Annotated in this window: 23 protein-coding genes; 12 read left to right on the top strand and 11 right to left on the bottom strand. The window is 67.0% G+C overall.

Translation table 11 applies throughout. The annotated features are described in order from the left end of the window. Window positions 1-382: 382 nt before the first annotated feature. Window positions 383-1,207 (bottom strand): helix-turn-helix transcriptional regulator, encoded by an 825-nt coding sequence (locus tag ACSYS9_RS20565; protein WP_049400270.1) that lies wholly within the window; start codon window positions 1,205-1,207, stop codon window positions 383-385. Beyond that, the gene (locus ACSYS9_RS20560) at window positions 1,204-1,908 is read right to left on the bottom strand and encodes a VIT1/CCC1 transporter family protein (protein WP_049421856.1); all 705 of its coding nucleotides are present in this window, start codon (window positions 1,906-1,908) and stop codon (window positions 1,204-1,206) included. Before ACSYS9_RS20560 ends, ACSYS9_RS20565 begins: the two co-directional genes overlap by 4 nt. Before the next feature lie 152 nt (window positions 1,909-2,060). Between ACSYS9_RS20560 and ACSYS9_RS20555 the strand changes: the two genes are divergently transcribed. Beyond that, window positions 2,061-3,425 carry a glutamate--cysteine ligase gene (locus ACSYS9_RS20555; RefSeq protein WP_032129893.1) on the top strand — a complete coding sequence of 455 codons (1,365 nt, stop codon included), beginning with the start codon at window positions 2,061-2,063 and terminating at the stop codon, window positions 3,423-3,425. A 45-nt stretch (window positions 3,426-3,470) separates the two neighbouring features. Here the strand turns inward: ACSYS9_RS20555 and ACSYS9_RS20550 are convergent, their stop codons facing one another. The 3 genes from ACSYS9_RS20550 to ACSYS9_RS20540 all read right to left on the bottom strand — a co-directional run bounded on the left by ACSYS9_RS20550 (window position 3,471) and on the right by ACSYS9_RS20540 (window position 6,530). After that, window positions 3,471-4,067, bottom strand: coding sequence for a GrpB family protein (locus tag ACSYS9_RS20550; RefSeq protein WP_256201532.1), 597 nt, complete (start codon window positions 4,065-4,067; stop codon window positions 3,471-3,473). 31 nt (window positions 4,068-4,098) lie between these two features. After that, on the bottom strand, window positions 4,099-5,355 hold the full coding sequence (locus ACSYS9_RS20545) for an NnrS family protein (protein WP_071229529.1): 1,257 nt from the start codon (window positions 5,353-5,355) through the stop codon (window positions 4,099-4,101). Between the two features lie 116 nt (window positions 5,356-5,471). Continuing rightward, a complete protein-coding gene (locus ACSYS9_RS20540) occupies window positions 5,472-6,530 on the bottom strand; it encodes an NAD(P)-dependent alcohol dehydrogenase (RefSeq protein WP_071229530.1) in 1,059 nt (352 codons plus the stop codon). Window positions 6,531-6,637: 107 nt separating this feature from the next. On the opposite strand from ACSYS9_RS20540, the gene ACSYS9_RS20535 reads away from it, so the two are divergent. Together ACSYS9_RS20535 and ACSYS9_RS20530 are read left to right on the top strand one after the other, a co-directional pair. Continuing rightward, window positions 6,638-7,522, top strand: a complete 885-nt coding sequence (locus tag ACSYS9_RS20535) for a LysR family transcriptional regulator (protein WP_049400266.1) — start codon at window positions 6,638-6,640, stop codon at window positions 7,520-7,522. A gap of 129 nt (window positions 7,523-7,651) precedes the next feature. Further along, complete coding sequence (locus ACSYS9_RS20530; protein WP_236494380.1) at window positions 7,652-8,314, top strand: SMI1/KNR4 family protein; 663 nt, start codon at window positions 7,652-7,654, stop codon at window positions 8,312-8,314. A 50-nt stretch (window positions 8,315-8,364) separates the two neighbouring features. Here ACSYS9_RS20530 and ACSYS9_RS20525 read toward each other — a convergent pair whose 3' ends face one another. Then, complete coding sequence (locus ACSYS9_RS20525) at window positions 8,365-9,027, bottom strand: TetR/AcrR family transcriptional regulator (RefSeq protein ID WP_071229532.1); 663 nt, start codon at window positions 9,025-9,027, stop codon at window positions 8,365-8,367. 75 nt (window positions 9,028-9,102) lie between these two features. Between ACSYS9_RS20525 and ACSYS9_RS20520 the strand changes: the two genes are divergently transcribed. Further along, the gene (locus ACSYS9_RS20520; RefSeq protein WP_107433164.1) at window positions 9,103-9,798 is read left to right on the top strand and encodes a DAPG hydrolase family protein; all 696 of its coding nucleotides are present in this window, start codon (window positions 9,103-9,105) and stop codon (window positions 9,796-9,798) included. A 12-nt stretch (window positions 9,799-9,810) separates the two neighbouring features. On the opposite strand, the gene ACSYS9_RS20515 is transcribed toward ACSYS9_RS20520, so the two are convergent. Continuing rightward, the gene (locus ACSYS9_RS20515) at window positions 9,811-10,227 is read right to left on the bottom strand and encodes a VOC family protein (RefSeq protein WP_071229534.1); all 417 of its coding nucleotides are present in this window, start codon (window positions 10,225-10,227) and stop codon (window positions 9,811-9,813) included. A 59-nt stretch (window positions 10,228-10,286) separates the two neighbouring features. After that, window positions 10,287-11,390, bottom strand: coding sequence for an alkene reductase (locus ACSYS9_RS20510; RefSeq protein WP_071229538.1), 1,104 nt, complete (start codon window positions 11,388-11,390; stop codon window positions 10,287-10,289). 129 nt (window positions 11,391-11,519) lie between these two features. On the opposite strand from ACSYS9_RS20510, the gene ACSYS9_RS20505 reads away from it, so the two are divergent. Further along, window positions 11,520-12,425, top strand: a complete 906-nt coding sequence (locus ACSYS9_RS20505; protein ID WP_049461842.1) for a LysR family transcriptional regulator — start codon at window positions 11,520-11,522, stop codon at window positions 12,423-12,425. 47 nt (window positions 12,426-12,472) lie between these two features. Here ACSYS9_RS20505 and ACSYS9_RS20500 read toward each other — a convergent pair whose 3' ends face one another. Continuing rightward, window positions 12,473-15,562, bottom strand: a complete 3,090-nt coding sequence (locus ACSYS9_RS20500; protein ID WP_440568490.1) for a TonB-dependent receptor domain-containing protein — start codon at window positions 15,560-15,562, stop codon at window positions 12,473-12,475. Between the two features lie 212 nt (window positions 15,563-15,774). Between ACSYS9_RS20500 and frmR the strand changes: the two genes are divergently transcribed. From frmR to ACSYS9_RS20475, 5 genes are all read left to right on the top strand, one after another. Further along, complete coding sequence (gene frmR / locus ACSYS9_RS20495) at window positions 15,775-16,050, top strand: formaldehyde-responsive transcriptional repressor FrmR (protein ID WP_005411009.1); 276 nt, start codon at window positions 15,775-15,777, stop codon at window positions 16,048-16,050. 66 nt (window positions 16,051-16,116) lie between these two features. Next, window positions 16,117-17,226 carry an S-(hydroxymethyl)glutathione dehydrogenase/class III alcohol dehydrogenase gene (locus ACSYS9_RS20490; RefSeq protein WP_012512082.1) on the top strand — a complete coding sequence of 370 codons (1,110 nt, stop codon included), beginning with the start codon at window positions 16,117-16,119 and terminating at the stop codon, window positions 17,224-17,226. Window positions 17,227-17,234: 8 nt separating this feature from the next. Beyond that, window positions 17,235-17,594 carry a YqcC family protein gene (locus tag ACSYS9_RS20485; RefSeq protein WP_049421830.1) on the top strand — a complete coding sequence of 120 codons (360 nt, stop codon included), beginning with the start codon at window positions 17,235-17,237 and terminating at the stop codon, window positions 17,592-17,594. A gap of 63 nt (window positions 17,595-17,657) precedes the next feature. Next, entirely contained in the window at window positions 17,658-18,488 is an 831-nt protein-coding gene (gene fghA / locus ACSYS9_RS20480) for an S-formylglutathione hydrolase (protein ID WP_071229622.1), read from the top strand. Between the two features lie 187 nt (window positions 18,489-18,675). Continuing rightward, on the top strand, window positions 18,676-20,121 hold the full coding sequence (locus tag ACSYS9_RS20475) for a GGDEF domain-containing protein (RefSeq protein ID WP_071229623.1): 1,446 nt from the start codon (window positions 18,676-18,678) through the stop codon (window positions 20,119-20,121). Window positions 20,122-20,160: 39 nt separating this feature from the next. Here the strand turns inward: ACSYS9_RS20475 and ACSYS9_RS20470 are convergent, their stop codons facing one another. Continuing rightward, window positions 20,161-20,631, bottom strand: coding sequence for a hypothetical protein (locus ACSYS9_RS20470; RefSeq protein ID WP_049400257.1), 471 nt, complete (start codon window positions 20,629-20,631; stop codon window positions 20,161-20,163). A gap of 5 nt (window positions 20,632-20,636) precedes the next feature. Further along, window positions 20,637-21,083, bottom strand: coding sequence for a universal stress protein (locus ACSYS9_RS20465; RefSeq protein ID WP_071229624.1), 447 nt, complete (start codon window positions 21,081-21,083; stop codon window positions 20,637-20,639). Window positions 21,084-21,224: 141 nt separating this feature from the next. On the opposite strand from ACSYS9_RS20465, the gene ACSYS9_RS20460 reads away from it, so the two are divergent. After that, window positions 21,225-22,142 carry a LysR family transcriptional regulator gene (locus tag ACSYS9_RS20460; protein WP_032129879.1) on the top strand — a complete coding sequence of 306 codons (918 nt, stop codon included), beginning with the start codon at window positions 21,225-21,227 and terminating at the stop codon, window positions 22,140-22,142. A 153-nt stretch (window positions 22,143-22,295) separates the two neighbouring features. Then, window positions 22,296-23,825: an MFS transporter gene (locus ACSYS9_RS20455; protein WP_032129878.1), complete on the top strand. Its 1,530-nt coding sequence runs from the start codon at window positions 22,296-22,298 to the stop codon at window positions 23,823-23,825. Window positions 23,826-23,832 lie beyond the last annotated feature (7 nt).

The following is a 23,832-nucleotide window of genomic DNA, read 5'->3' as shown; positions in this document are numbered from 1 at the left end:
GGCTCACGCCCCCGCAACCGGACCCACCCCGCCTTCGACAGTTTTCCGCGATCTGTTGGAACGACGTATTGCCCCGGTGGGTGTCGACCTTGGTCGATACAGTAGATCCACGCCATGCGTGGATGACTCATTCGATATCTGACAGATGTGTCGACCAAGGTCGACACCTACCAACAGCCGCGGAGATCTGTCAGAGGTGGGGCGGTGTGGGTGGGCAGGACCGTTGGCGCCATGGATGGCGCCATCGAGCCCCCATGGATGGGTTTACGGCGTGTCCTGCCCACCCACACCGCCCCGCCATCCCTCGGATAGCCGCTGTTGCTGTTGCTTCGGCCGTTGCCGTTGCCTCTGCGGGTGCAGGGCGCAGCCCTGCCGAACCCCCTCAAATGTCTGTGGGAGCCAGTCCGTACTGCTCGGCGAAGCGCTTGCTGAAACTCGCCGCAGACCGGTAGCCCGCGCGTGCTGCGACGGTCTTCAATGGCAGGTCCGTGGTGTAGAGCAGCTGCATGCCATGCGCCAGCCTGGCCTCGGTGAGCAGCTGGCGCAGGCTGGTGTCCTCGGCGGCGAGACGACGACGCAGGGTCGCACCGCTCAGCGCGAACTGTTCTTCCACATCACGCGATTGCCAGTCGCGTGCCGGTTCGGCGGCGATGCGGTCGCGGATCTGTTCGCCCAGGCTCGGCGCCTGCGGCAGCAGCAGGTTGCCGTGGCCCTGCCGGCACAGGGTCAGCACCAGCGAGGCCAGCGCCAATCGTGCCTCGCTGTAGCGGCCGTCCTGCAGCGATTGCCGCCACTGGCGCAGCACCGGGCCATGGTCGATCAACGGCAGACGTGCCATCGCCTGGCCCGGCGCGGGAAGGTCCTCGCTCCACAGCGTGCGTGCGGCCGCCAGCACTTCGGCACACAGCGGCACGATGGCACTGAGGTAGCGGCCGGTCCCCGGGTCGGGCGTGTTGACCACATCGATGCGGCAGCGCTGGGTCAGCAGCAGGATGTCGCCGGGGATGAATTCCAGCGACTGGTGCGCGGTGCGCACCTGCTTGCGGCCCTCCAGCAGGATCGCGAACTGCGGTTGCGGAATCTCCACCGAGCTGGCGCCATGCTCGCGACGGGCGGTGATGCAGGCATAGCCTTCGGCGCGCTCACAGCCCGCCAGACTGGCCATCTCGGCCAGCAGTGCGGTGGCCGGGGGCAGCATGGCGGTCATGTTACGTGTGCGCCGAGCAGGCGACCGACGCCGGCGGCCGCGGCCATCGCCAACGCACCCCAGAACATCACCCGGATCGCGCCGCGCACCGGCGGTGCGCCGCCGGCCTGGGCCGCCATCGCGCCGGTCAGGCACAGGCCGAGCAGGGTGCTGGCGGTGGTCATCATCGCGACCTTGTCGACCGGCGCGAGCAGCGCGGTCAGCACCGGCAGTGCCGCACCACAGGTGAAGGCGCCGGCCGAGGCCAGCGCTGCCTGCAGCGGGCGCGCGCGCAGGGTATCGGTGATGCCCAGCTCGTCGCGGGCGTGGGCGCCCAGTGCGTCGTGGGCGGTGAGCTGCTCGGCCACCTGCCGCGCCAGCGCCGGCTCCAGGCCGCGGTGGCGGTAGATCGCGGTCAGCTCTTCCAGCTCGCTGTGCGGATCTTCGTGCAGTTCGCGCTTTTCCATCGCCAGGTCGGCGTCTTCGGTGTCGGCCTGGGTCTGCACGGAGACATACTCTCCAGCAGCCATCGACATCGCGCCGGCCACGGTGCCAGCCACGCCGGTGGCCAGAATGGTCGCTGCGGAGGCGCCGCTGGCGGCCACGCCGACCACCAGGCCGGCCACCGAGACGATGCCATCGTTGGCCCCCAGCACGGCGGCACGCAGCCAGCCGACGCGCTCGGAGCGGTGCAGTTCGGGGTGTCGTGAATGGCGGCTCATGGCCCCGAGTGTACGAGGGTCAAGAGGGCGTCGGTAGGATGCTGAAAACCGTCTCCGTCGCATGACGCAACGGGTCGCCACGCTATAGTGCGCCCTTGCGATGGAAGGCCCCGGGCCCCACATCCCCCGCCACTGTCCAGCGAGCCTTCCCCTTGTCGAGCCCCAGCCACGTCGCCGATACACCCATTACCGACCGCTCGCAGCTGGTGGAGGTGATCGCCTCCGGCGAGAAACCCCGCGCGCAGTGGCGCATCGGCACCGAGCACGAGAAGTTCGGGTTCCGCCTGGATGACCTGCGCCCGCCGACCTTCGAGGGCGAGCGCGGCATCGAAGCGCTGCTCAATGGCCTGGTCCGCTTCGGCTGGGAGCCGGTGCAGGAGAACGGCAACACGATCGCCCTGCTGCGCGATGGTGCCTCGGTGACGCTGGAACCTGCCGGTCAGTTGGAACTGTCCGGAGCGGCGCTGGAGACCATCCACCAGACCTGCGTGGAGACCGGCACCCATCTCAACGAAGTGGCACAGGTGGCCGGTGAGCTGCAGCTCGGCTTCCTCGGCATGGGCTTCCAGCCGAAGTGGAAGCGCGATGAAATGCCGTGGATGCCAAAGGGCCGCTACAAGATCATGCGCGCCTACATGCCCAAGGTCGGCTCGCTGGGCCTGGACATGATGACCCGCACCTGCACGGTGCAGGTGAACCTTGATTACGCCACCGAAGCGGACATGGTGAAGAAGTTCCGCGTGTCGCTGGCGCTGCAGCCGATCGCCACCGCGCTGTTCGCCGATTCGCCGTTCACCGAAGGCAAGCCCAACGGCTACCTGAGCTACCGCTCGCACATCTGGACCGACACCGACGCCGACCGCACCGGCATGCTCGACTTCGTGTTCGAGGATGGCTTCGGTTACGAGCGCTATGTCGATTACCTGCTCGACGTGCCGATGTATTTCTCCTACCGCGATGGCATCTACCACGACGCCAGCGGGCAGAGCTTCCGCGATTTCATGCAGGCCAAGCTGCCGGTGCTGCCGGGCGCGCTGCCGACGCTGCGCGACTGGTCGGACCACATGACCACCGCGTTCCCGGAAGTGCGCCTGAAGAAGTATCTGGAAATGCGCGGTGCCGACGGTGGCCCGTGGAGCCGCCTGTGTGCGCTGCCGGCATTCTGGGTGGGCCTGTTGTACGACGACACCGCACTGGATGCGGCCTGGGACCTGGTACGTGATTTCACCCTGGCCGAGCGCCATGCACTGCGCGATGGCGTGCCGAAGCATGCGATGAACCTGCCGTTCCGCACTGGCAGCGTGCGCGACCTGGCCCGTGAAGCGGTGAAGATTTCCGTCGAAGGCCTCAAGCGCCGCGCGGCGCGCAATGCCGACGGCCAGGACGAGAGCAAGTTCCTGGACGTGCTGCAGGAGATCGTCGAGTCCGGCCTGACCCCGGCCGAACGCAAGCTGGCGCTGTTCCATGGCCGCTGGCACGGCGACGTCGATCCGGTGTTCCGCGAGTTCGCGTACTGACACTGTTCCGGCGGGTGCCAACCGGGGCCGGCACCTGCCGTTGCGTCACCACCCGCGCGCTGCGAACAGGCGCGCGTAGATGCCGCGAACCACATCCTGCTTGCTGCGGTTGTAGGCCTGCACGTTGGCATTGCCCTGCAGTGCTGCCTGCTTGGCCTGTGCATAGCGCCTGCGGTCATCTTCATGGCTGCGCAGCCAATCGCGGAACAAGCAGTGGCGGAGGTGCTCGGCGCAACCAGGTGCGAACACGTGCAGGTTCACGCGCGGCACGTGCAGTCGCAGCATGCGGTGCTGGTACCACGAGGGTTCGCGGATGGTAAGCACGTAGCCCAGTGCCTGCAGCGCTGGCAGCCAGGCCGCTTCGTCGGCGGGATCGGCAACCAGCAGGTCGATGTCCAGTACCGGTTTGGCCGGCAGGCCCGGCACCGCGGTGGAGCCGACATGTTCAATGCCCAGCGCGGTGTTGCCGAGTGTCGCCTGCAGCTGCGTGCGCTGCTGCTCGAACTGGTCGGCCCACAGCGTGGACCAGGGCACCACCTGCAGCGCTTCCGGCTGCGGCGCGCCGAGAACCCAGGGATTCTCCTCAGGGTCGCCATCGGCGAAGGTGGTGATTGCGGTGGGATCGAACGGGATATCGGACATGCCCACCATGGTGCCATGCCCAGCGGTGATGTCAGCCCGGCTTGCCGTCGCGCCGTGGGCACAGGTAGATCCAGCCCAGCCGCGCCACCCACGGTGCCAAGGCCAGCAACCAGCCGATGGCTGCGGCGAAATGCCACGCATAGGCGTCGGGCATCAGTTCGGCAGCGATGCGCATGATCGCCACCGCCTGCAGCGCGACGAACGCAAACCAGGCCACTGCCGGCATCACCAGCGGTCGGCCGGAATGGCCCTGGGTGACCCGGGTCACCATCGCCACCAGCAGGCTGCCGAACAGGCCCACGGCGAGGGCATGCAGCGGCGCGCGGCCGAGCAGTTGCGGATGGCCCAGCATCTGGCCGATGTCCTGCAGCAGATACAACGCGAAGCTGATCGGCAGCCACGCCAGTGCCAGGAACAGGGCGGCAAGCAGGCCCGGCATCGGCCCGCGTGGCCACCAGTGCCATAGCGCCTGCAGCGATAACATCAGCAGCGGCCCATCGGCCAGCCACAGCAGGTGGTCGATCTGCAACGCGCTCAACAGCAGGCGCAGCATCAGCAGCGCCCACATCGCAGCCAACCAGCGCAGCGGGCGCCACGCCACATAGCCATCGACCACGTTGTTGGCGAAGAACGGGATCATCCGGTGCGCGACGGTGAGGTAGACCGGCAGCAGCAGGCCGAAGGTGCCGAGTGCCACCGTGACCGGCATCAGCGTGGCGTGGCCGCGCCCCACCGCCATGAACAGCAGCAGCCCCAGCCAGCCCAGCAGCAGTGCGGCATAGCAGGCGCGCGCATGCCAATTGCGGTTGGGACCGGCGGCCTTGAGCACGCGTCCCAGCACGATCAGTCCGGCGCTCCAGCCGGCCAGTGCCAGCAGCAGGCCGGGCCACAGCCCGGGTGTCCACCCGCAGGCGGCGGCAATCAGCAACGCCTGCCCACCAAACAGGCCGATGCCGACCGGCGCATAACGGCTGCGTGGCAGCTCCGGCTGTGCCATCCAGCGCGGGAACACGGTGAGCAGGAAGCCGAAGATGAAACTGGGCAGTACCAGGTACTGCATCAGCAGCGCGTGCAGCCAGGCCGGAGGCAGCGGCGGTGGCTGCGGCGTCCACAACCCGCGCAATGCGCCCAGCCACAACGCCCACCACAGCATTGCCAGCAGCAGGTTGCTGGCGCCGATGAAGAACAGCAGCCGGTGCGGCGCGCGCATCAGCATCGCAGGGGAGGGTAGGCGGGCCATGCAGCGAGTCTGCGCCCGGCTGCTGGCCGGGTCCTTGATCTTCGTCATGCCCAAGGAGGGAGGCAACCGCTTCGCTCGCCGGGCATGGCCCGGCGGACGCGCCGTGCAACGCAAACAAGAAACCCCGGCAGTGCCGGGGTTCTTCGTTCACAGTCGCCGATCGATCAGGCGGCGTTCTTCATCGTCGCCATGTCGATCACGAAGCGGTAGCGCACATCGTTCTTCGCCATGCGCTCCCAGGCTTCGTTGACGTTCTTGATGTCGATCATCTCGACGTCGCTGACGATGCCGTGCTCGGCGCAGAAATCCATCATTTCCTGGGTTTCGGCCATGCCGCCGATCGCCGAGCCTGTCAGGTGCTTGCGGCCGAAGATCACGCTGCCGCCGGTCAGCGGCGGATCCAGTTCGGTCAGCACGCCGACCAGGCACATGGTGGCCTCGCGCTTGAGCAGGACCATGTACGGGTTGGTGTCATGGCCAACCGGAATAGTGTTGAGCAGGAAGTCGAAGCTGCCGGCGTGCGCCTTCATCTGCGCGGCATCGCGCGAGACCAGCACTTCATCGGCGCCCAGGCGCTTGGCATCGGCACCCTTTTCCGGCGTGGTGGTGATCATCACCACGTGCGCGCCGAGGGCCTTGGCGAACTTCACGCCCATGTGGCCGAGGCCACCGAGGCCGATCACGCCGACCTTCTGGCCCGGGCCGACCTTCCAGTGGCGCAGCGGCGACCAGGTGGTGATGCCGGCGCACAGCAGCGGGGCGGCGGCCTTCAGATCCAGCGTTTCGGACACCTTCACCACGAAGCGCTGTTCGACCACCACGTGGTCGGAATAGCCGCCGTAGGTCGGCGCGCCGCTTTCGCGTTCACGGCCGTTGTAGGTCCAGGTCGCGCCTTCGGCGCAGTACTGCTCCAGGTCGTGCTCGCAGGCGTCGCAGTGGCGGCATGAGTCGACCATGCAGCCCACGCCGGCGTGGTCGCCCACCTTGAAGCGGGTGACGTTGCTGCCGACCTCGGTGACGCGGCCAATGATCTCGTGGCCCGGCACCATCGGGTAGATCGAGCCACCCCAGTCGTCGCGGGCCTGGTGCAGGTCGGAGTGGCAGATGCCGCTGTAGAGGATCTCGATACGTACATCGTCCGGGCCGACCGCGCGGCGTTCGAACTCGTAGGGGATCAGCGGGTCGGTATGTGAATGGGCGGCGTAACCACGGGCGAGGGACATGGGGAATCCTTGGCAGGGTTTGTCGAAAGGCGCTTTACAATACGCCCCGTACCCAGCGGCAGAAAGCCCGGATATCGGCATGATTCATCAAGTGAAACTGCACAATCATGGCCACTGACAATCTCTCCCACCTGGCCGCGTTCGCCGCGGTCGCCCGCCACCGCAGCTTCCGCCGTGCCGGCGCCGAGCTGGCGCTGTCGACCTCGGCGGTGAGTTATGCGATCCGCGCGCTGGAAGAACGGTTGGGCGTGGGCCTGTTCCATCGCACCACCCGCAGCGTGGCCCTGACCGAGGCCGGGCAGCGTCTCCTGGAGCGCCTGCAGCCGGCCTTGGGGCAGGTGCACGATGCGTTGGAGGAGATGAACCAGTTCCGCGCCGCACCGGCTGGCCTGCTGCGCATCAACGCCACCCGTGCGGCGGTGGCGACACAGCTGGGACCACGGCTGGCGCGCTTCCTGCACGCCCATCCCGACGTGCGGGTGGAGCTGACCGAGAACGACGGCCTGGTCGACATCGTCGCCGAGGGCTACGACGCCGGCGTGCGCCTGCACGAGTTCGTACCCGAGGACATGGTGGCAGTGCCGATGGGGCCACCACTGCGCGGGCTGATTGTCGGATCGCCGGACTACCTGCGGCGGCATCCCGCGCCACAGCATCCGCGCGATCTCGCTGCGCACGAATGCATCCGCTTCCGCTTCGCCAGCGGGCATCTGTACAAGTGGCAGTTCGAGCGCGGTGGGCAGGCGCTGGAGATCGACGTGCCCGGACGGCTGACGCTGGGCGAGCAGGGCACCGTGGTCGGCGCGGTACTCGATGGCATCGGCCTGGCCTACGTGCTGGAAGACACCGCGCGGCCCTACATCGAATCGGGGCAGATGGTGGCGGTGCTGGAAGACTGGAGCGAACCGTTCGCCGGCTTCGCGCTGTACTACCCGAAGCAGCGGCAGATGCCCGGTGCGCTGCGTGCGTTCGTGGATATGCTGCGCGAGTGAATCGCGGTGGATGGCGCAGTGCCGTCCAATGACCGGCTCCAACGAGAGCTTTCCGGGTAGATCCACGCCATGCGTGGATGGCGTTCACCCGCTAGAGTGAGTCTTCTCAACAAAAGGACGCCATTGAGCATGCTCGCCGATCTCGAACAGGCTTCCGGCCAGACCTTCCCGCCGTTGTTCCGCCAGCTGGTGGAAGGCAACCGTTTCAGCTGGGGCGAGCAGGGCCCGAACTGGTACCGCACGGTGTTCCCGCAGGTGCAGCCGCAGCCGCCGGTACTGCTGTATGCCAACGACTATGAACCGATCGAGCCGAGCGAACTGCGCGCAGCGTGGGAAGATCTGACTGCCGAAGATCATTACAACCCGCTGCGCGATGATCTGAAACTGCTGCCGTTCGCGCGCACCGGCGCGGGTGATCACTACTGTTTCTGGACCAATGCACCGGGTTCCAGCGAGTCGCCGGTGCTGCTGGTCTGGCATGACGATGATCGCGCCGATCTGCTGGCCGCGAACTTCCAGGACTTCCTGTTCCGCAAGATGGCCGAAGCGGTGGTGGAGCTGGAGGAAGAGGATTCGCTGCTTTCGGAGGGCGATATCGGAACCAATCTGCAGGCTTGGCTCGGTACCCATCGTGGCTGGCTGCGAGGGGACCAGGTAGCGGCGCTGGAGGCGTTGTATGCACGCGTGGATGACATCACTGCGGGTGAGATCAGTGACGAGGACGTGCAGCCGCTGCTGCAGCTGATCGCGTTCGACGGTATCGACAGCGAAATGCCCTACGTGCAGGCGTGACCGATCCGAAGCGCTGCTGGTAGAACCTCGCCATGCGTGGATGCGGCCGGCTACGGCACCTGCAGTACGGGTGCCAACAATTCCAGGCAATCACGCAGATGCACCTCTACCGGCGCATCCTCGGCCACCACACCGATCACGCGTTCGCGCAGCGGCTCGGCCACGGCCATCGCCAGGATCAGCCGCGCCATGCACGCGGCATCTCCCTCGCGCAGCAGCCCGCGCTGCTGCTGACGCGCCAGCCAGTCGGCCAGCAGCGCACGGCCGCGTTCGATGCCATTGTCCAGATAGGCCTGCAGCAGCGCGTCCTTGCCAGGAAAGTCGGTGGCCAGCAGGCGGAATACCTGCACTGCCTGCGCCGACAGTGCCTGCGCGCACACCGCTTGCAGGATGGCCCGCAGCAACGGCATCACCTCGTCGGCGTCGTGCGCATCGCGCTGCAACTGCGGCGCGAAGCCGTCGGTCCACTCGCGCACGGCCAACCCGACCAGTTCTTCGCGGTTGCTGGCGTGGCGGTACACGGTCTTCTTCGCTACCCCGGCGTGCGCCGCCACCGCTTCGATGGTAGTGGCCTCGTAACCCTGTGCCAGCAGCAGCTCCAGCGTGGCCTGCAGCACGGCGTGGCGGACTTCGGCTTCCGGCCGCGCAGGGCGGCCGCGGCGGCGGATTGGTGAGGGTGGCTCGGGCAGGGTGGTGCTGTTCATTGCGCCCATCTTACCGCATTCGGATAATTGCGAAACGAATAACGTTTCCGTATTGTCAGATCTCCCGACATGCAGGAGACCCCGATGGATACCGCTGTGAACGCCCGCGCCTGGCTGGACCACCACGATCTGCTCGACCCCGCACCGATGCGCTTGGAAACCGGCATCCAGCGCCGCGAAGATGGCACCCTGCTGGTGGCGGTGCGTACCGATCTGCACGGTTGCAAGGGCCGCATGCTGGACTGGTGGTTCACCTTCTTCGAGACCACCCAGCACATCCGCTGGTGGCATCCGGTCGATCATGTCGAGCATCGCGGCTGGGACGCGGCCTGGCAGCGCGGACGCAGCTACCACGGTGCCAGCATCCACGCGGTGGAATCGCTGGCCGACATCCCGCCGGTGGCGGCACGCCTGAAGTTCCATGACCCGCGCACGTTGCTGGTGCCCGAGCGCCTGCAGGTGGCACAGGATGCAGGCGATGTGTCGGCGGTGATCGCAGCGCGCATCGGCTTCGGGGATCACGTACGCCTGGATGCAAACGGTGATCCCTGCGACGGGCAGATGCTGCACGTGGCGCGCGATACGCCGTTTGGCTGTGTGCTGCGCAGCCGCTTCGTGCTCGGCCTGGACAGCACCGATCCGCACTGCGATGCCGGCGATGCGGTCGGCCTGGGCCTGCTCAAGCACTGCTACACGGAGTTCAGTTTCCTCTCGCGCCTGCTGCCGTCGCTGTACTACGGTGAGCGCGCCAACGGTGAAGCAGTGCCGTTGCCGTGGTGAACGGCGCACCGGTCATTCGACCAGCGCGTTGTAGCCTTCGCCGCTGAACTGGATCAGGCAGAAGCCATGCCCGAACGGATCGGCCAGCACGGCGATGCGGCCCCAGCGGCGCTCGCGCACAGGCTGTTCGAGCGTCGCCCCGGCCGCAACCGCACGTGCCAGTGCCGCCTCGATGTCATCCACCACCCAGTCCAGGTGCAGCGGCGTCCAATGGCGCTCGTAGTCGCGCACGTCGCCGTCTTCGGTGGCGGCGCTGCCGGCCTCGTTCTGCAGCAGGTACAGCGGCGTTGGCCCACCGAGCAGCTCCACGGCGCCCGGGCCTAGACGGCGCCCGATGCTCAGGCCGAAGGCTCGGATGTAGAAGTCCTCGGCAGCGGCAAGATCGGGGACATCGAGGTTGACGATGAACGATGCGGTGGGCGTATCCATGGGCAGATCCAGTGGATGCGGGTGAGCAGTGTACGCCCGCATCCACGCATCGCGTGGCTCTACTGCGCGCGCGGGTAGTCGAGGTAGCCTGCCTCGCCGCCACCGTAATAGGTATTGCGGTCGGGCGTGGCCAGCGCGACGTTGTGCTGCAGGCGTTCGACCAGATCCGGGTTGGCGATGAACGGCTGGCCGAATGCGGCCAGGTCGATGGTGCCGGCCTCGACCAGCTGCAGGGCGCGTTCGCGGGTCATGCCACCGGCCAGGATCAACGTGCCACCGTAGACCTGCTTGAACTGCTGCAGGAACGCCTCGCCCAGCACCGACTGGCCCGCCTGCAGGTTGTCGTTGAGATGCACATAGGCCAGCCCGCGCTTGCCCAGTTCCTCGGCCAGGTACAGATAGGTGGCTTCGTTGTCGGGGTAGAACGGCATGTCGAAGGTGAGGTTGTTCGGTGCCAGGCGTACGCCGATGCGGTGCGCACCGATGCGCTGGGCCATCGCATCCACCGTCTCCAGGATCAATCGCGCGCGGTTCGGCAGCGAGCCGCCGTAGCGGTCGTCGCGCTCGTTGATGAGCGGGTTGAGGAACTGCTCGAACAGGTAGCCGTTGGCGGCATGCAACTCGATGCCATCGAAGCCGGCAGCGATGGCGTTGTCGGCGCCGCGTGCGAAGTCGTCGATGATACCGGGGATCTCCGCAGTCTCCAGTGCACGTGCCGGGGTGGGATCGGCATGGCCGCGGCTGCCGTCGTCCAGATAGACGAACGAGGTGTTCTTCGGTGCGCTGGCCACCGGGCGGGTACCGGCGCTGACCGGTTGTCCGCCCTCAGGCTGCAGCGAGGAATGCGACATGCGGCCGACGTGCCAGAGCTGGGCGAAGATCGTGCCCTGCGCGGCATGCACCGCCTCGGTGACGAGCTTCCACCCGGCCACCTGCTCGGCCGACCAGATACCCGGCACGTCGATGTAGCCCTGGCCCTGCGGCGAGACCGGCGTGCCTTCGCTGATGATCAGGCCGGCGCTGGCACGCTGCCGGTAGTACTGCGCGGTGAGCTCATTGGCGACCGAGCCGGGGTTGCGGGCACGGGTCATCGGGGCCATCGCGATGCGGTTGCGCAGGGCGATGCCTGTCAGGTCGAACGGGCGAAAGAGGGCGGTGGTCATGTTGGTCATCTCGGTGCGGGGAAGAGCGCCAGCGGCGCGATGCACACAGGATGGAGTTGACATGCGGGCGCATAAAGCGCTTCGATCTCCCTTGGTGGGGGACTATTTGTCCCCAATGGGGTGCGACAGATGCTGCCGCTGGAATCCTTGAATGGCCTGGTCACGTTCGTCACGACCGCACGCTCGGGCAGCTTCACCGAGGCGGCAGACGCGCTGGGCATCTCGCGCTCGGCGGTGGGCAAGGCCATCGCCCGTCTGGAAGCGCGGCTGGGGGTGCGCCTGTTCCATCGCACTACGCGGCGCATCGCACTGACCACTGATGGCGAGGCGTACTACGCCTCCTGTGCGGCGGCGCTGGAAGAAATCTCCGCGGCCGAGGCCTGTCTGGGTTCGGCGGGCCTGCCCAGCGGGCGGCTGCGCATCGACATGCCGTCCTCGTTCGGGCGGCTGGTGGTGCTGCCGGTGCTGCTGCGGTTGTGCCGGCAGTATCCGGACCTGCAGTTGACGATGACCTTCACCGATCACTTCGTCGATCCGGTCGAAGAGGGCATCGATCTGCTGATCCGTTTCGGTGGGCTGCACCAGGCCGAGCACCTGGTCGCGCGCCGGCTGGGGCGCCAGCGCCTGGTCACCTGCGCATCGCCGGCGTACCTGCAGGCGCATGGCGTGCCGCGCACGGTGCAGGAACTGGCGCAGCACCGCAGCATCGTCGGCTTCCGCCACGGGCAACCGATCTGGTGGCGGATCGGCAGCGAGGAGGACGAGGGAACGTTCATTCCCAGTGCGCCCTATCAACTCAATGATGGCGACGCGGTGATCGAAGCGGCCATCGCCGGCCTGGGCATCTGCCAGATGCCCATTTCACTGGTGCGCCGCCATCTGGATTCCGGCGTGCTGCAATCGGTGCTGGACGAACACATGCAGCGGCACATCGACATCCATGCGCTGTGGCCACCGACGCGCCACCTGCGGCCGAAGGTGCGCTACGTGGTGGATGAGCTGACCCGGTTGGCGGAACAAGGTCTGTTTGATTGAGCGGGGCCCGTACACCGGGCCCCGCCTGTGGAAACGCTGCGCCAGGCCTACTTGAAGTTGTAGCGCAGGCTGGCCATGTAGCGACGGCCCAGTGCATCCAGTACATACGGGAACGGCCCGATGTCATCGCCCACGTTGATCACCGACAACGTCACGCGCGCGGCGTCGGTGATGCGGTAGGTGACGTTGGCGTCCCAGGTGGTCCAGCTGTCGCGGTAGAAGTACTGACGGCTTTCCGGGGTATCGGTCATCGTGTACTGGGCGCGGCTGGTGTAGTTGGAGGCCACGCCGTAGTTCCAGTTGCCGATGCGATGCTGGGCCGTCCAACGGAACTGGCGCTTGGGCTCGTTGAAGCTGCCCGCCTGTTCGACGAACGGCACGTCCCGGTTCGCGGCCTGGCCACGGTTCTTCGGCATGTAGCCGTAGAAGTCCAGGTCCAGTACGCCGAAGCGCGACAGGTCCCAACGGTAGCCGACTTCGGCGGTCCAGCCACGGAACATCAGCACCGGGCCGTTGCCATACTCGGTCTTGATGCTGGTAGCCACGCCGGTGTTCGGATCACGCGTCACCAGGCTGCAGAAGCGGTTGGCGTTGGGCACGTTGGCGGCGTTGAAGTCGGCAGTGTCGAAGCAACCGGTGATGATGTCGTTGGCGCTCAGCGACGTGATCACGTTGTTGATCTTGATGTCATACCAGTCGGCGGCGACGCGCAGGCCCGGGATCCATTCTGGGGCGAACACGATGCCGGCCGTCCACGACTTCGCCGTTTCGTTCTGCAGGCGGGTGCTGCCGTTGGTCGAACCCAGCGTATTGGTCGGCTGCTGGCGGAAGGTGTTCGGATCGGCACCCGGGTAGGCGGCGAAGAACGCCTCGCAGTTGCGGCGACGCACCGCCGGATTTGAGCCGCCGCTGATGTTGTCCAGCGAGCACACTTCCGGGATGTTGTAGTAGGCCGGCTGCTGGGTGGTGTAGAGCTCGGCGATGGAGGGCGCGCGTAGTGACTGGGTCTTGTTGCCGCGCAGCTGCAGGCCGGCGATCGGTTCGTACTGGATGCCGTAGGTGAACGCATTGAACGCGCCGGCGACGGAGTTGTCGACGCGGCGGAACTTGGCGGTCAGGTCCAGGCGATGCAGGCCCGGGATATCCCAGTCGGGATTGAACAGCGGTGCCAGCACTTCGGCGAACACTTCATTGGTGTGGTACTTGCCTTCCGCCGCCTGGGTCGGCACCGAACGGCCCTGGCCCAGGCGCTGGTACTCACTGGGGGTGAAGGAGCCTTCTTCGCGGCGGTGCTCGAAGCCGGCCGCCGCGGACAGCTCGCCGCCGGGAAGATCGAACAGGCCGCCGGATACCGACGCATTGATGACGGTCTGGCGGGTCTGCGCCTTGGCCACGGTCCGGGTGGAGACATAGTCCAGGGCTTCGCGCGACGCCTGGTTCTCGCCGAACAGATTCAGCGGGCGGCAGTTCGCATCGGCCGTGGTGCCCGGGCGGGTGGCATCACAGATGATGCGCCCGCTGGCGTCGGTGGTGACGTTGATCGCATTGATGAAGTTCTGCTGGATCAGGCCAGTGCCGAGGTAGTCGAAGTCACCGCGGCCGTGGGTGACGCTGGCTTCCCAGTTGAAGCTGCGCTTTCCGACCTCGAAGAAGCCGTTCAGGCCGAGCACCGCACGGGTCAGGCGGGTCTCGGTGCTGGCGTTGTTCATCGACAGGTCGCGCGAAGATCGCGACAGGCGGAACGAGGTGATGCCGTTGTCGGCGAGGATCTTGCGGGTTTCCGCACTGAGGAACGGATTGCTGGCGCTGAAGGTCAGTGCACCGCTGGCGGTACCGCCGCCGTCCAGGCGCGCATTGCCGAAGGACACCGCGTTGTAGACGTTCTGGTCGAGGGTTTCGCGGGCGGTCGCTTCGTATCGCGAAAGTTCGAAGAAGCCGCGCACGCTGTCGGTGAAGTCGAAGCTGCCGGTGGAGAATACCGAGCGTCGTTCGAGGTCGGCGATCAGCGGCACCGTCTCGAACAGGTTCAGGCCGTCACCGCCGGAGGCGTTGCCGCCCGCGTAGCTGGTGCCGGGATTGAACTCGACCAGCTTGCCCTCGTTGTTGAACTGCCACAGTTTGTCTTTGTTCGGGCCGAAGCCAAGGATGTCGCCCAGGCCGTTGCGCGTGTAGCTGCCGGTGGCCGGCATCACCAGGCCACCGAAGGTCATGCTGGCAATGCGCCGGTTGCGGATCCAGACCTGGTCGGGGATACCATCGCGGGGCCCGGTGTTGAACGGAATGCTGCCGTCGATGCGGCCATCATTGGTCGGCCGGCGCAGGGGCTGGGCAGTGGCATTGGCCGCCGTGGGATTGGCCTGCAGGCTGTAGCCCTGGCGGTAGAAATCGCGTTGCAGCGCGTTCACCCCATCGGCATTGTCCAGTTCCGCCGCCACCACGATGTGGCCACGGCCATCAGCGAAGTCGGTACCGAAGATGGCCGACCAGGAGTAGCGCTCGTTGTCGTTCTTGCTGGTCCTGCCGTAGCCCAGCTCGACTTCGGCACCCTCGAACCGGTCGCGCAGGATGATGTTGTTGACGCCGGAGATCGCATCCGAGCCATAGGTGGGTGCACCGCCAACGCTCAGGCTTTCAATGCGTTGCACCATGACGCTGGGAATGGCGTTCATGTCGACTTGGATGCCCGAGCCGCCGCCGGCTCCGAAGATGGTGGGCGGTGTAGAGGTGACGAAGCGGCGTCCATTGACCAGGGTCAGCAGGCGATTGCTGCCCAAGCCGAACTTGCTGGCGAAGTTGACGCCTGCACCGAAGCCGGCCTGGTCGCCGCGCGAACTGACGCCGGCACTGACCCCGGGAATCCGGGTCAGGGCATCGATGAGGTTGGTGTCGCCATAGTTCTCGATCGATTCACGGCTGACCACCGCGGCGGGCTCGAGCGTGTCGAAACCGGCGCGGTAGATGCGCGAGCCGGTGACGGTCATCCGGTCCAGCTGCACGGGGGTCTTGCTGCTGGCGGGCTCGGCCTTCTGTTCCTGCGTGACGGCCTGCTGCGCCATGGCCGGTGCGGCGGCCACCAGCACCAATGCCGAACCCAGCGCGACAGACAAGCGACTGCGGGCGAACAACGGTCGGTACATGATTTCTCCCTGGTCACGCCAATGTGACTCAGGGGTAAACGCAGGGGCGAATGCGACACCCTACGTCATGAAAAAGTAACAAATGAATCTATTTATTGTTCATTCATATTCGGGGCTGGTCTGTCCCTGGGGCATGCCTCGGCAGCACCAGATGGCTTCATTCGCCCCTGTGTGTATACTATCCCCCAGTATAGTTCCGAGGTGGCCCCGCCATGCCGCACTCCCCCGAAGAGAAGAAGAAGGTCCTGGCCCGTGTGCGCCGCATCCGCGGCCAGTGCGATGCGCTGGACCGCGCGCTGGAAGCCGGTGCCGACTGCGGGCCGGTGCTGCAGCAGATCGCCGCCATCCGTGGCGCGGTCAATGGCCTGATGTCCGAGGTGATGGAGGCCCATCTGCGCGAGGAGTTCGGCCAGCCTGCGGCCTCCGATGAACAACGCGCCGAACGCGTGCGCGACATGAGCGCGTTGATCCGCTCGTACCTGAAATAAGCATCGGCGCCATATCCCGCCGATCGTCCTGCCATTCCCTTTCCGCCTGATCCTGGAGAAGCCACCATGAAGTCCCGTGCCGCCGTCGCCTTTGGTCCCGGCCAGCCGCTGCAGATCGTCGAGATCGACGTCGCCCCGCCGAAGAAGGGCGAGGTGCTGGTCAAGATCACCCACACCGGTGTCTGCCATACCGATGCCTTCACCCTGTCCGGCGATGATCCGGAAGGCCTGTTCCCGGTGGTGCTGGGCCATGAAGGCGCCGGCATCGTGGTGGAAGTGGGCGAGGGCGTGACCAGCGTCAAGCCGGGCGACCACGTCATTCCGCTGTACACCGCCGAGTGCGGCGAGTGCCTGTTCTGCAAGAGCGGCAAGACCAACCTGTGCGTGTCGGTGCGTGCCACCCAGGGCAAGGGCGTGATGCCTGACGGCACCAGCCGCTTCAGCTACAACGGCGAGCCGCTGTACCACTACATGGGTTGCTCGACCTTCAGCGAGTACACCGTGGTGGCCGAAGTCTCGCTGGCGAAGATCAATCCGGACGCGAACCCGGAGCACGTCTGCCTGCTCGGTTGTGGCGTCACCACCGGCATCGGCGCGGTGCACAACACCGCCAAGGTGCAGGAGGGCGACAGCGTGGCGGTGTTCGGCCTGGGTGGCATCGGCCTGGCGGTGATCCAGGGTGCGCGCCAGGCCAAGGCCGGCCGCATCATCGCGGTGGACACCAACCCGTCCAAGTTCGAACTGGCGCGCGAATTCGGCGCCACCGACTGCATCAACCCGAAGGACTACGACAAGCCGATCCAGCAGGTCATCGTCGAGATGACCACCTGGGGCGTGGACCACAGCTTCGAGTGCATCGGCAACGTCAACGTGATGCGCGCGGCGCTGGAATGCGCGCACCGTGGCTGGGGCCAGAGCGTGGTGATCGGCGTGGCCGGTTCGGGCCAGGAGATCTCCACCCGTCCGTTCCAGCTGGTGACCGGGCGCAAGTGGATGGGCACCGCCTTCGGCGGCGTGAAGGGCCGCAGCCAGTTGCCGGGCATGGTGGAGGACGCGATGAAGGGCGATATCGAACTGGCACCGTTCGTCACCCACACCATGGACCTGGACAAGATCAACGAAGCCTTCGACCTGATGCACGAAGGCAAGTCGATCCGTTCGGTGGTCCACTACTGAGCCGCGTCATGGGCTGGCTGGATGCCCTGCGCCGGCCGCGTGCGGAAGACCCGCGCGCGGCCCTGGTGGCTCCGATCGAGCAGGCGTTGCGTGCGCTGGGCTGGGTAGTGGGCGAGGTGGGGCCACCGCGTGCGGTGACCTCGGCCTTCGGCAGCGACGATGGCATGCCGTTCGAGCAGTGGCTTGCGCAGGTATTCCTGCCGCGCCTTCATGAGGCGCGCGCAGCTGGACAGTGGCCGCCGCGCAGCGATGTGGCCGTGGCGGCCTGGCGCAATCTTGATGGCCAGCCTGGCGTCGAATCGTTGCTGCGCCTGCTGGCGCAGCTGGATGAACGGATCAACAAAGGCATCCACGCCGCGCGTGGATAAGCCGACCAAGGTCGGCATCTACCAGAAGCACGCGTGCGCTGACGCGCCGCGCAGGAGAGCACCATGGAACGTATTGAACACCGCGCCTGTTTCGGCGGCTGGCAGGACGTCTACCGGCATCATTCCACCACGCTGGGCTGCGACATGCAGTTCGCCGTGTACGTGCCGCCGCAGGGGGAAACGCAGAAACTGCCGGTGCTGTACTGGCTGAGCGGGCTGACCTGCACCGAGCAGAACGTCATCACCAAGGCGGGCGCGCAGCGCTACGCGGCCGAGCATGGCGTGATCATCGTCGCGCCCGATACCAGCCCACGCGGCGATGACGTGGCCGATGCCGAGGGCTATGACCTGGGCAAGGGGGCGGGGTTCTACCTCAATGCCACCCGTGCACCGTGGGCGAAGCACTACCGCATGCACGACTACGTGGCGCAGGAACTGCCGGCACTGATCGAGGCGAATTTCCCGGTCACCGATGCGCGCGGCATCAGCGGCCACTCGATGGGCGGTCACGGTGCGCTGGTGATCGCGCTGCGCAACCCGGGGCGCTACCGCAGCGTGTCGGCGTTCTCGCCGATCGTTGCGCCCAGCCACGTGCCGTGGGGGCAGAAGGCCTTCCACGCCTACCTGGGCGACAACCCGGCGGACTGGGCGCAGTGGGATGCCAGCGAACTGGTCGCCGTGGCCACTGAGCGCCTGCCGTTGCTGGTCGACCAGGGCGAGGCGGACGAATTCCTGCAGACCCAGCTGCAACCGCAGCGCCTGCAGCAGGCCTGTGATGCCGCCGGCCATCCGCTGACCCTGCGCCTGCAGCCGGGCTACGACCACAGCTACTACTTTATCGCCAGTTTCATCGGCGAGCACATCGCCCACCACGCCCGCGCCCTGCACGGCTGACGGCTTTCCGGTAGTGCCGGCCGCTGGCCGGCAACCTGCAGCCCTGTGATTCCCCGGGATTGCCGGCCAGCGGCCGGCACTCCCATGGGGGGGGCACGCGACGTGTCGTATTGCCGTATTGGATCACGTGGCCGTGGCGCGGGCGGGGCTATCGTGCGTCCATACGGCCTTGCGGATCGGGGGATGCATGCCGGTAGTGCTGGCGCTGCTGTATGTGCTGTGCCACGGCCTGGTCGTGGCCCTGTGGCCTGGCCCCGCCGGGGTCGGCTCCTTCGTTTTCCTGACCGGCGCCCCGTTGCTGGCGGCGGCCGCCTGCCTGTGGCGGGCCCGCCGCGACCGCGCGGCACTGGGGTGGCGCGCCACGGCATTGGCACTGCTGCTGTGGGCCGGCGGCATGGCGTTCAACATGATCGACGCCTTGGGCGCCGGGCGTGCTGATTTCACCCCGCGCGCAAGCCTGTTCCTTTACGTGCTGTATGGCGTGCCCCTGGTGTTCATCCTGGCGCGGGCACGCCGCGAGCGTCTGAGCATCAGCCTGATCGACGCGGCGATGGCGGCGCTGCTGGGTGTGCTGTTCTTCGTGCACACCGCATCGTTCGCCGCCCGTGTCGACATCGACGCCCATGCGATGTCCAACATGCAGCGCATGTTCGACATCCAGAACCTGTGTATCGCCGCGTTCGCCGTGGTGCGATGGCTGGCCGGCGACGTGCCCGAACGGCGCAGGTTCTTCCGCGCACTGGCGCTGTACGCACTGGCCTATCTGCTGGTGGCCTACTACATCAACCACTACACCTCCGATGATGCATTCGGTGCGTTCAACGATCTGCTGATCGACGTACCTTTTCTGCTGATCGCCTGCCTGGCGCTGGACACGAGGCCGGACACAGGCACCACGGCACACCCGCGGCTGGCGAGGACGGTGCAGGCCGCCGGTCCGATCATCCTGCCATTGCTGCTGCTGGTGGTCGGCACGCTGGTGGTCGATCATGCGCGGCCGTTGGCCGTTGCCGGCTTCGTCGTAGCCACCCTTGGCTTCGGCCTGCGCAGCGTCCTGCTGCAGACCGATCTTCTGGAACGCCAGGCAGCACTGGATCAACTGGCGCGGCAGGATGGCCTGACCGGCGTGGCCAACCGCCGCGAGTTCGACGCACGGCTGACGTCCGAGTGGAATCGCGCACGGCGCAGCGGCACCGAGCTGGGCCTGCTGCTGGTGGATATCGACCACTTCAAGGCCTTCAACGACCAGCACGGCCATCCGGCCGGTGATCGTTGCCTGCAGGCGGTGGCCGGGGTGCTGAAGGCCATAGCCGGTCGCGGTGGTGACAGCGTTGCGCGTTATGGCGGTGAAGAGTTCGCCGTCATCGTGCCCGGAAGCCCGTTGTCGGGCGTGCTGGCGCTGGCCGAGCGGCTGCGCGAAGCGGTCGAAGCGCTGCCATTGCCGGAAGGCCCGGTCAGCATCAGCGTCGGCGTGGGTTACCTGCATCCGCCGGCTCTGGCCAGTGCCGATCAGTTGCTGGCAGACGCCGATGCCGGCCTGTATGCCGCCAAGCGGGCTGGCCGCAACCAGGTGATCCTGCATGCGCACGTGCTGGATGACGAGGGCAGCACGCACGGAACGATGGACTGCTGAGCAGCTCTCTGCATGCGATCACACGGGGGGCGCGACGGCTTATCGCTGCCGCAACCAGCCGGTGGGATCGAGCAGCCTCAGCCCGACCGGTGACAACGAGCGCTGGCGCAACGGCAGGTTTGCCGCCTGCACGGCCATCGCACAGCGCGCCAGCTGCTGGCGCAACGGTGCCAGCGTGTCATCTTCGCGCGGGCGTGCATGCCGCCACTGGGCGATGCGCAGCAGGCAGACCAGCAGGTCCAGTTCGCTGGCCGCGATGAACGGTGAACCAGCGGGCAGCAGGTCGATCGGGGCGGTGGGCGTGGCCAGCAGCGGCAGCAGGCCGACGAACGCGTCGCAGCCTTCGGGATCAATACCGAGGCTGCTCAGCTGGGCGAGTCCATCGGCCTGTTGATCAGGATCGTGCAGCTGGCGTATCGCCGCCAGCAGTGCCTGTTCGCCGCGGCCGAACTGGCGGCCGAAGGCGCGGTAGTTGACGCGGGTGGGAAACAACGGGGAACGGGAGGCCATGGTTGCTAGGGTCGTGGGTCGCGGGTTTCCACCAGCACGGGACAGGGCGCGTGGTCGATGGTCCATTGCCCGATCGAGGGTTCGAACAGGCGTTCCAGGCGGGACAGGTGGCGGTGGCCGATGACGATCAGGTCGCACTTCAGGCGCCGGGCCTGCTCGCTGATCACTTCGCCCGGGTCACCCGAGGGAATCTGCGCGATGGCGTCGACGCCGCGCTCGCGCAGCTCGGCCAGGGCTTCGGCCAGCACCGCTTCGGCCCGCGAGCGCTGCCGGGCGGCTTCCGGGTACTCGATGCGGTCGGCTTCGCTGGCATCGGCCGCCAGCGCGAATTCGGGGTCGAGCACGCACAGCAGGTGCAGGCGGCTGTGGGGGCCGGCGATGGCTGCGGCCAGGTCCAGCACGCGTGCGTGCTGGGGGCCACCGTCCAGGGCGACCAGCAGGGTATTGAACATGGATGTCTCCTTGGCAGGCCGGGGATGGTCGCCGATGTCACTGCGCGCACCCATGCCGTGCGCGGCAGTCAATGAATGCGTAAAACGCAATCCGCTGTGGTTACAAGTGTCGTAGAGTCATCTGATTTACTGGAGACTGTCATGCCCCTGCCGGACCTGAACCTGTTGCTGGCACTGGACGTGCTGATTGACGAATGCAGCGTGGCCGCCGCCGCGCGGCGGATGAACCTGAGCGCGCCGGCGATGAGCCGTACCCTGGGCCGGATCCGCACCGCGCTGGGCGACCCGGTGCTGGTGCGTGCCGGCCGCGGTCTGGCCCCCACGCCCCGCGCGCTGCAGCTGCGTGAGCAGGTCCGCGATGTGATCGAGCAGGCCCACCGTGTGTTCAACGCCGGTCGCGAGATCGACCTGCGCACCCTGGAACGCACCTTCAATGTCCGCGCCAACGATGTCTTCATCGGTGGATTCGGCGGACGCCTGCGTGAACTGTTCCGCCAGCAGGCGCCGCGCGCGGTACTGCGCTTCGTGCCCGAGGGCGATACCGACGACGACGCGATGGCGCAGGGCCGGATCGACCTGTACATCAGCACCGCCGGCAAGCATGCACCCGATACCAAGGTGCAGAACCTGTTCAGTACCTCGTTCATGGGCGCCGCGCGCGAAGATCATCCGTTGTTCGATGAGGAGATCAGCGCCGAGCGTTTTGCTGCCTGCGACCACATCGCGGTGTCGCGGCGGGGGCTGCCGCGTGGCCCGATCGATGACGACCTGGCCACGCTGGGCCTGCAGCGGCGGGTGGCGCTGATCAGCCCGACCTTCCACGGCGCGATCTTCGCTGCCGCCGAGTCGGACCTGATCCTGCCGCAGATGCCGAGCGTGATGCTGGAGCGGATCGTCAGCATGCGCCTGCCGCTGCGCCTGTTCCCGCTGCCGATCCCGGTGCGCACCGCCGCCATCGTCCAGGCCTGGCACCCGCGGCTGGACAACGATGCTGCGCACCAGTGGCTGCGGCGCTCGATCAAGACCATGTGCGAAAGCGCAGGGGAGGCTCCGCGCTGACACTTTCATGCGTGCGCGTGACGCACGCCTAGGATGCGGGTTGCGCCATTTTTCGCAGGGTACCAGCTCCCTAGACTGCGCTCCCCGGAGTTTCACTGAGCGCATTTCAATGACCCCCAACATGCCGTGCACTGCACGGATCGGTGCCCGGCGATGAGTACGCCGGCCGCCGCTGTCCCGGCCGCTGCTGCGCCTCGTCCTGCCGCCGCCCCCGGGCTCGACCGCCGCGTTCTGGTCGGCCTGTGTGGCGTGCTGCTGGCGGTGCTGGTGTCGGGCTTCAACGAGAACATCACCAAGGTCGCCCTGGCCGACATCCGCGGTGCGATGGGTTTCAGCGTCGATGACGGCAGCTGGATCGTCGCCCTCTACAGCGCGATGTCGGTCAGCGCGATGGCCTTCGCCCCGTGGTGTGCCGCCACCTTCTCGCTGCGCCGCTTCGCGCTGGCGATGATCGGTGGCTTCATGGTGCTGGGCGTGCTCTGCCCGCTTGCCCCGAACCTGCAGGTGTTCCTGCTGCTGCGCGCGCTGCAGGGGCTGTGTGGTGGTGCGCTGCCGCCGCTGCTGATGAGCGTGGCACTGCGCTTCCTGCCGCCGGGCATCAAGCTGTATGGCCTGGCGGGTTACGCGTTGACCGCTACCTTCGGCCCGAGCATGGGCACGCCGCTGGCCGCGTTCTGGGTCGAGCAGGTGGGCTGGCACTGGGCGTTCTGGCAGATCGTGCCGTACTGCCTGGCTGCCATGGCGATGGTCAGCTGGGGCCTGCCGCAGGACCCGCTGCGGCTGGAGCGTTTTGCCCAGTTCGATGGCGTGGGTCTGGCGCTGGGCCTGCCGGCGCTGGTGCTGCTGGTGCTGGGCCTGGTGCAGGGCCCGCGCCTGAACTGGTTCGACTCGCCGATGATCACCCTGATGATCGGTGGCGGCGCCGGCCTGATGGTGCTGTTCATGATCAATGAATGGTTCCACCCGCTGCCGTTCTTCAAGCTGCAGCTGCTGGCCAACCGCAACCTCAGCTACTCGCTGGTGACGCTGGGCGGCGTGCTGTTCGTGCTGCTGGCAGTGATCTCGATTCCCTCCGGTTTCCTGGCCAGCGTGCAGGGCTACCGGCCATTGCAGACCGCACCGATGCTGCTGTGGGTGGCGCTGCCACAGGTGATCGCACTGCCGTTGGTGGCGGCGTTGTTGAACATCCGCGCAGTGGATTGCCGCTGGGTGCAGGCCACCGGCCTGGCGATGCTGGCGCTGGCCTGCTGGCTGGGCTCGCACCTGGATGTGGCCTGGATCCGCGACAACTTCCTGTGGGTACAGCTGCTGCAGGTATTCGCCCAGCCGATGGCGGTGTTGCCGCTGCTGATGCTGGCCACTGGCGGGCTGGCACCGCAGGACGGTCCGTTCGCCTCGGCGTGGTTCAACACGGTCAAGGGCTTTGCTGCCGTGCTCGCCAGCGGCGTGCTGGATGCCGTCGCCCAGGGCCGCCGTCATTTCCATTCCACCGTGCTGGTCGACCGCCTCGGCGAGCAGCCGTGGCTGGCCGAGGGTCCGCAGCTGGGTGCGCGCCTGCATGCACAGGTGCAGGCGCTGACCTCGGCTGACCTGTACTGGGTGGTCGCGCTGGTGGCGCTGGCCTTCATTCCCCTCATTGCCTGGATGCCCACCCGCATCCATCCGCCACGTGCCGTGGCCTGAACCTTTC

Source organism: Stenotrophomonas sp. STK17_22, from assembly GCF_051983905.1.
GTDB lineage: Bacteria > Pseudomonadota > Gammaproteobacteria > Xanthomonadales > Xanthomonadaceae > Stenotrophomonas > Stenotrophomonas maltophilia_A.
Note: the sequence above shows the minus strand (reverse complement) of the source record. Positions and strands in the feature narration are given on the sequence as shown.

What these genes read in the sequence shown, in the direction of transcription:
- ACSYS9_RS20565 (WP_049400270.1), bottom strand. Translation starts at nt 1,207, where the DNA reads ATGACCGCCATGCTGCCCCCGGCCACCGCACTGCTGGCCGAGATGGCC.
- ACSYS9_RS20560 (WP_049421856.1), bottom strand. Translation starts at nt 1,908, where the DNA reads ATGAGCCGCCATTCACGACACCCCGAACTGCACCGCTCCGAGCGCGTC.
- ACSYS9_RS20550 (WP_256201532.1), bottom strand. Translation starts at nt 4,067, where the DNA reads ATGTCCGATATCCCGTTCGATCCCACCGCAATCACCACCTTCGCCGAT.
- ACSYS9_RS20545 (WP_071229529.1), bottom strand. Translation starts at nt 5,355, where the DNA reads ATGACGAAGATCAAGGACCCGGCCAGCAGCCGGGCGCAGACTCGCTGC.
- ACSYS9_RS20540 (WP_071229530.1), bottom strand. Translation starts at nt 6,530, where the DNA reads ATGTCCCTCGCCCGTGGTTACGCCGCCCATTCACATACCGACCCGCTG.
- ACSYS9_RS20535 (WP_049400266.1), top strand. Translation starts at nt 6,638, where the DNA reads ATGGCCACTGACAATCTCTCCCACCTGGCCGCGTTCGCCGCGGTCGCC.
- ACSYS9_RS20530 (WP_236494380.1), top strand. Translation starts at nt 7,652, where the DNA reads ATGCTCGCCGATCTCGAACAGGCTTCCGGCCAGACCTTCCCGCCGTTG.
- ACSYS9_RS20525 (WP_071229532.1), bottom strand. Translation starts at nt 9,027, where the DNA reads ATGGGCGCAATGAACAGCACCACCCTGCCCGAGCCACCCTCACCAATC.
- ACSYS9_RS20520 (WP_107433164.1), top strand. Translation starts at nt 9,103, where the DNA reads ATGGATACCGCTGTGAACGCCCGCGCCTGGCTGGACCACCACGATCTG.
- ACSYS9_RS20515 (WP_071229534.1), bottom strand. Translation starts at nt 10,227, where the DNA reads ATGGATACGCCCACCGCATCGTTCATCGTCAACCTCGATGTCCCCGAT.
- ACSYS9_RS20510 (WP_071229538.1), bottom strand. Translation starts at nt 11,390, where the DNA reads ATGACCACCGCCCTCTTTCGCCCGTTCGACCTGACAGGCATCGCCCTG.
- ACSYS9_RS20505 (WP_049461842.1), top strand. Translation starts at nt 11,520, where the DNA reads ATGCTGCCGCTGGAATCCTTGAATGGCCTGGTCACGTTCGTCACGACC.
- ACSYS9_RS20500 (WP_440568490.1), bottom strand. Translation starts at nt 15,562, where the DNA reads ATGTACCGACCGTTGTTCGCCCGCAGTCGCTTGTCTGTCGCGCTGGGT.
- frmR (WP_005411009.1), top strand. Translation starts at nt 15,775, where the DNA reads ATGCCGCACTCCCCCGAAGAGAAGAAGAAGGTCCTGGCCCGTGTGCGC.
- ACSYS9_RS20490 (WP_012512082.1), top strand. Translation starts at nt 16,117, where the DNA reads ATGAAGTCCCGTGCCGCCGTCGCCTTTGGTCCCGGCCAGCCGCTGCAG.
- ACSYS9_RS20485 (WP_049421830.1), top strand. Translation starts at nt 17,235, where the DNA reads ATGGGCTGGCTGGATGCCCTGCGCCGGCCGCGTGCGGAAGACCCGCGC.
- fghA (WP_071229622.1), top strand. Translation starts at nt 17,658, where the DNA reads ATGGAACGTATTGAACACCGCGCCTGTTTCGGCGGCTGGCAGGACGTC.
- ACSYS9_RS20475 (WP_071229623.1), top strand. Translation starts at nt 18,676, where the DNA reads ATGCCGGTAGTGCTGGCGCTGCTGTATGTGCTGTGCCACGGCCTGGTC.
- ACSYS9_RS20470 (WP_049400257.1), bottom strand. Translation starts at nt 20,631, where the DNA reads ATGGCCTCCCGTTCCCCGTTGTTTCCCACCCGCGTCAACTACCGCGCC.
- ACSYS9_RS20465 (WP_071229624.1), bottom strand. Translation starts at nt 21,083, where the DNA reads ATGTTCAATACCCTGCTGGTCGCCCTGGACGGTGGCCCCCAGCACGCA.
- ACSYS9_RS20460 (WP_032129879.1), top strand. Translation starts at nt 21,225, where the DNA reads ATGCCCCTGCCGGACCTGAACCTGTTGCTGGCACTGGACGTGCTGATT.
- ACSYS9_RS20455 (WP_032129878.1), top strand. Translation starts at nt 22,296, where the DNA reads ATGAGTACGCCGGCCGCCGCTGTCCCGGCCGCTGCTGCGCCTCGTCCT.